The sequence below is a fragment of the Protofrankia sp. Cas8 genome (assembly GCF_963555845.1).
Classification (GTDB): domain Bacteria; phylum Actinomycetota; class Actinomycetes; order Frankiales; family Frankiaceae; genus Protofrankia.
This window is the reverse complement of record NZ_CAUVXI010000278.1, coordinates 1-5859: the sequence shown is the minus strand read 5'-3', so window position 1 is coordinate 5859 and position 5859 is coordinate 1. Positions and strand designations below refer to the sequence as shown.

Annotated in this window: 4 protein-coding genes and 1 pseudogene; all 5 read right to left on the bottom strand. The window is 62.0% G+C overall.

Features of this window, described 5'->3' with window-relative positions; translation table 11 throughout:
* A partial coding sequence (locus tag U9977_RS25145) for a hypothetical protein (protein ID WP_322751761.1) occupies positions 1-1198 on the bottom strand: 1198 nt, incomplete at its 3' end.
* Positions 1195-2004, bottom strand: coding sequence for a hypothetical protein (locus U9977_RS25140; protein ID WP_322751760.1), 810 nt, complete (start codon positions 2002-2004; stop codon positions 1195-1197). The genes U9977_RS25145 and U9977_RS25140, both read right to left, overlap by 4 nt.
* Positions 2005-2211: 207 nt before the next feature.
* A complete protein-coding gene (locus U9977_RS25135; protein WP_322751759.1) occupies positions 2212-3291 on the bottom strand; it encodes a hypothetical protein in 1080 nt (359 codons plus the stop codon).
* Positions 3292-4908 (bottom strand): AAA family ATPase, encoded by a 1617-nt coding sequence (locus U9977_RS25130; RefSeq protein ID WP_322751758.1) that lies wholly within the window; start codon positions 4906-4908, stop codon positions 3292-3294. It lies immediately after the preceding gene.
* Positions 4905-5859: pseudogene (locus tag U9977_RS25125) on the bottom strand (RAMP superfamily CRISPR-associated protein); the annotation flags it as partial. The gene U9977_RS25130 and the pseudogene U9977_RS25125, both read right to left, overlap by 4 nt.

The following is a 5859-nucleotide window of genomic DNA, read 5'->3' as shown; positions in this document are numbered from 1 at the left end:
CCTGCCCGGCGCCGAGTGCCTCGGAGATACGGTCGAGCAGGAACTGATCGTCGATCTCACCCTGGTCGGGTGTGGCGGACCGGCTCAACGCCCGTAGAACGACGACCGTCCGTTCGGCCGGCGGCGGGGGTGCGACCGGCCAGTCCGGGAAGGCTTGGAGTACGCAGCGCTCAGCCCGCTGAGTGGTCGCCCATTCGTTCTGCATCGTGCGGATGACAGGAGGTAGAGGTGCCGGTTTGTGCATGCCGTGGCTGAGCCGTACAACCTTTCTACGCCACTCCTCGACCGTCGGATCTTCCGGATCGGGAAGCGGAGGCACCAGCTGCCTGTTTTCCGGAATAGTGGCGTGTCTCGCCAGGGAGAGCCAGGTGCGGGCGGCAGCGCCATCGGTGATCTCCCCGCGGGCAAGTCCTTCGGCGAACGCGGCCTGTACCGCCTCAGCCAGGATCGCCTGAACAGCGTCCGTCACTTTCCAGGCGTCGTTTTCCTTCGGCTGACCGGCGAGCAGCGTGTCTATATCGACGCGTTGCCGGCGGGCCAGAAAGTCCCAGCCGGCGTCACCCGGGGACAGCGGTGGTGGCACCTCCAACGGCGGATCACTGCTGGCGAGCGGCTCGTAGTAGCGGTGGCGCACCAGCCATCGCGCCGGCGCCGCGTTCAGCCCGGACGGAACCAGCGGAATTCTGGGCCCGGCTCCGTTCGCCGCCCACAATGTCAGGTCGTGGCCCCGTAGCAGCAGCTCGAACATCACCCCTAGCAGAACACCCGTCGCACCGCCGCCGAGCGGCAGTTCCCATCGGGTCTCCTTGCCGATGGCGTTGGCCGTGTTGTCGACGAAATCCGTCAGCCACTTCCGGGTGTCCGCGATGCTGGGCAGCGGGATCTGCTCGATGGTGCTTGCCAGCACCTGTTGCCGGACGAAGGGGAGGATCACCTCGGCCAGGTCCTGGGTTGCCGGCTGCACCCTCGGATCGTCGTGCCGCTCGGTCGCGAGGAGGATCAATCGGTCAACCGGAGGATCATTCAAACTTTCGATCTTCCGAAGAAACCAGGCGATCGGTGTACCGGCGAGTTCATCAGCGAGAGCGGAGGGCTCAAGGCCGGTGAGTTCCGTAATCCGCTTGGCCGTCTCGGCGGGTGTCGGCTCGTGCATGCCGAGGTCGGAGGCTCCGACGACGTGCACAGCGATGCGGTTCACAGCCTGCCCTTCGTGGTGGCGATCGTCTTCATCGGCGTAGCTGCTGGCATAGACGCTCTTCCAGGTCTCGGTGCGACGAAGGTGTAGTCCTCCCACAGCCCCGGTGCCGTCGTGTACCGGTGTCGGTGCCGCCGGATAGGGTGCCCGTCGACGAGCTCGACGGCGCTGAACGGGACAGTTGTACGCGGTTTGGCCGCCAGCGGCCCCGCGATGTACCGCTGATACCGGCGCGGGTCTTCCTCACGTAGCACACTGACAACACGGGCGACCCACCTGGCCATGTCCGGGAGCGCCAGCCCGTGGCGTTCCGCCCACACCTGCAGCGGCCAGCCCGGATCGCCGGTCGCCGGGCCGTGACTGCCGAGCCAGGTAAGGACGTGTACGAGCAGGGCCCGATCCGCCGGGTCAGGGAACAACCGCTTTGCCCAGTCGGCGTCGGCGACCCGCTCCGGCCGTTGGGGCAACCCGAGATTCTTACGCCGATGGCGGTGCATCTCGCCCAGTACGGCGGCGGCTGTGCGTGCGGTGTACAGGGACAGTCTCGCATCCACGCTGGCACCACCGCGGTCGTCACACGGCCGGGCGTAGTCGGGTGAACGCTCAAGCCAACCGGCGGTCGTGACCTTCTCCACGACGGCGGCCAGTACCTCTTCGGCTTCGTCGAAGCAGCCGCGGTCGCAACAGGCAAGCACTGTCCGCCGCGGGTCGTCGCTTGCTGACATGCCCCGCGTAGACGGGCAGGGACGACCGCCGTGCCACAGCGACGCCTGCGCCATCGTGGCGTTCACCGCACTGGTGCAGGTCACGAACACCTGCTCCACCCAGCTGTCGCCCGCCCGATTCCTAGCATCCGGCGGTCGTGGAGCGTTCTTCTCACCACTGGCTCGGTCCGGATTTGGATCGGTTTCCATCGCATCCACGCCGCTGAGCCTGGTAGCCGACCAGCCGTCCCGGGAGGGCAGGATCTGCCGAGTCCCTTCGTCGCCGCAGCAGATCCTGCCTGCCCGACGCCGTCACGATCTCCGCTGCCTGCCCAGGGGCTGCGACCGGTTCCCTGCCGCGGCGACCAGTATCCTTTCTTTGTCGAGAATGTTCTTGAAGTCGGTACTGTGCCGGTCACCCTCGCAGCGGTAGGTAAGTTGCCCATCCATTCCCTCGGGATTGGCGATATAATCCAATCCCGAGCTTATCGACAGGGTTCTCTTCTCGAAACGAAAATGTCTGTCGTGATGTCGTTCCGTCGGTGATGAATCTGCTTCATCTTTCCTTTTTGTCCCCCATGCTTCTTTTGGTAGCCAGGTCAGGTTGAACTCTGCAATTCCAGTCGTTCCTTCGTAATTTCTTGCAAAGGATTCCACTCCTCTCATTTTGGGTTCTGCGCTCTCCCGGTTACTCCTATTTTCGTTCAGTAGTGTATGTGTCAGGATCTGTATAGTTCGTCCGTGCTTGCTATTAGGTGAAGGTGTCTCGCTGATTTTCTTCCATAGGTAGGCGCAGTCCTGTAGATTTTTCCCCGCGTACTTATCGATTAGCACGACATTGGGGGCCCGTATGACCAGTGGCTTTATATAATGATTCCATAGATCGTCTCGCGAAAGCTGACCCGCGCGGTAGTAGCGGCTGTTCAGCTCCTCCATCTCCCATAGCTGCTTCGGTGTCACGCCTCGATAGCTGCTGATACATATTCCGCTGGCCCCGTCGGTTCTGCCGTCTGAGTTCGGACTGAAGCCGAATTCTCGGGCCTGGTCGGTGCCGACCAGAAAGTGATCTATATGGCTTCGCCAGGAAAGAAGATCTTTCCTATTTGAGATTGACATTGCTGGACGGGACGGACGTGCCGATTGAGGTTTGTGGATACGGAATCGGAGGCCGGCACGTCCAAAAATGGGATCCCAGTAGGCTTTGACAGTCGATGGTAGCGTATTCACCTTCCGCCGGTACTCGCTTACTTCAGTATCATCCAGGCAGACAATTTCGGCATGCCGGGTAAGCACCGCAGTGAGGGATCGGTGCACCGCATGCAGCTGATACCGGTCCGAGTTGAGCACCGGGTCATCGAAGAAGGAGGCCGCAATTGCGACTCGAACTAACATCTAATACTCCGGCTCGATAGCGCGAATGCGTGCCGTCGGAAATACGTTGTCGGCTCCCGGGTCAAGCTCCCCGTCTCCTGTCCACTGATGGTCCACCGGAAATGCGGTGTAGCGCTCATGATCCATTCCTACTGTAATCACCTGAATGTCTTCGGCGCGCTCTTCTTGCAGGGCTACGAGCGCCTGAATTCGCAGCAACATATTCTCGCTGTGGGTCTCGACGACAAGCTGCGGCAGTAAGACTTTTCGGGCGGGATTCGTGGCGCTGTGCAGCAGCTCCTCGATGAGGTCAACCTGAAGATCCGGGTGTAGGTGTGTTTCTGGCTGCTCAATCAGAAGTGGGCGCCTACTGTCGCGACTGCACTCAGCGAGGATCGGCAGGAGATGGTTGAAACCATAGCCGACGTTCTGCAGCTGAGACTCCATTCCGTCACGAACAAGGGCTATTTCGCTGAGTGTGATTCTTGATCGATGTCTCTTCAGGCTACTTACGTCATTGTCGTCATTGAAGGTCGCCTGGGGATAGTTCCACTGTCGGATTCGGTAAGGGGAACTGAGTCGGGAAAGCGCGTCGTTGACACCGCTGATCACGCTGTTCCCTTCACGCTGGCTCGCCAGGAATTGAAAGAGCCTGCCGCCGTCACGGCCCACCCCGTCAGGGCCGTCGTCGTCGTGCCGTACCGGCCGCCGATCTGGTGGTATGCGCCCCGGACCGAGATGTCGAACATCACTCAGGACGTGCTCCAGGCTTTCCTTGAGGCGTATCGCGTAGCGCTCCGAAGCGTCGATGCACTGCCAGGGAGAGTCCGAATTGAGCCACATTGCGACGTCGCTCTCTGGCTCGCTGTCGTCTTTTCCGTTAGGGAACCATGCCCCGCCTGGGAACCGGAAGCCCTGTATTTTACCCGGGCATAGTCCGGCGACGCTGACAAGAGGCTGAATCGATGCGGCAGTGGCTGCCGCCCAGGTTCCGGCGAGGCCGGCATCCGGGATATCCTTTGAGGAGTTGAGGATCGTCCGCAAAAAGACATCGATTGTTTCTTCTGATATTTCAAAGAGAAATTCTGGATCCGACTGGTTGTTGTTTGTCGACGGTAGTTGAAGAACGTAAGTGGTCGCCTCGCCGGGGTCCAGAACCTCGATCGACTCCAGTTCGCCGCTGGCACCACTGAAACCGTAGATCGCGACGGTCTCGTTGCCGAAAGCATCGCGCCAACTCACCCCCAGGGAGATGGTCAACTCCGTCTGGTGTCTGTGGACGACTTCGCGGGTGGAGCCCAAGGCGATCAGGTTGTCATTGAGGACCAGTCGTGGCCACTCCTGCCGGGCAGGTTGGATCAAGGACTGGGCGAGCACCAGTAAGGCCTGCAGGAGAGTCGATTTACCTGCCGAGTTCGGACCGTAGAGCAGAGTCAGCGGCGCCAGTGGAATGAAAAAAGATCCATCCCCGCCCGCGGGCACTCCGAAGGCCTTGAAATTCGCAATGTGCAGGCCGGTGAGAAGCGGGCGTGTGTTGGGAAGAGCGGGTGGCGATTCTTTACGATCACCATCGTCGATCAGTATATGATCGTTTTCGACCTGAAGTTCGAGGTCGTTTTCTGGGGTGGCGTTGGTCATCGTGGTGGGCCTGTACGGTCGGGGGCCGGGTATACGACGAGCGGGTCGCCGTCTGTGGGCGGGAGGCTTTCGGCCCGCACGAAGCTGTTGGAGCGTTCCTGCTCGTTCTGGACGAACCAGGCGTAGGCCTGACCGCGCGGGTCGGGTGGGACGGGAACCGATCTGTCCATGGCGGCGGGCCGGACCCGCGGATAGTGCACCGGGGTGGACGCATCGCCGAGCGCCGCTGTGAGGAACGCGGCGAGGTGCGGGCGTCCGGGCCACACGTCGGACGCCTTCTCGAACACGGCGATGAGCGTGTCGACGTCCGCAGCGGCACCAGGGAGCTGATCGCCGAACGAGGCGTAGTAGTCGGCGATGGTGGCGCCCGTACGCAGTTCGGTCGTCTCGGTGTCGAGGCCCAGCCGGACGCTGCCGAAGCCGAGCGGCTTACCCAGCCCGAACCGATGATAATGCTCCGCCGGTAGCCGTAGCAGCCACAACAGGGCGCCGAGCTCCACCTCGGTCAGGTTGATCACGTCCAGGGTGAATCGAAATGTGACGCCCGGCTTGACCCAGCCACGCACCGATCGGTTCTGGTTGTCACGCTGTTCGTCGCGGCCGGTGGCAAACGCGCGGTTGTCGACGGTGAGCTCCTTGTCTGGGCTCTCTTTCGCCGGGCGTCTGTACTCCTGGTAGCGCCCTTTGTCCAACTTCTGGGTTCGGTCTTCGGTCGGGTTCTGCCAGTAGTCGTCAGCCAATCCGGCATGGTGTGGGTACACCTTGCGCCCACGCAAAGAACGGCCGGGGACGTACCAGTCCCGTCTCGGGGTGCGTGGCGGTAGCGGCATCGGATACTGCGACGTGCCTGCAGCCGCGTAGAAACGGCCCTGCTGGGGTTTTGGCTGGCCGAGGATCGCCAGCGGAAGACCGTCCGCGCCGAAATCCGCAACCGCGTGGCCAACGGCATCC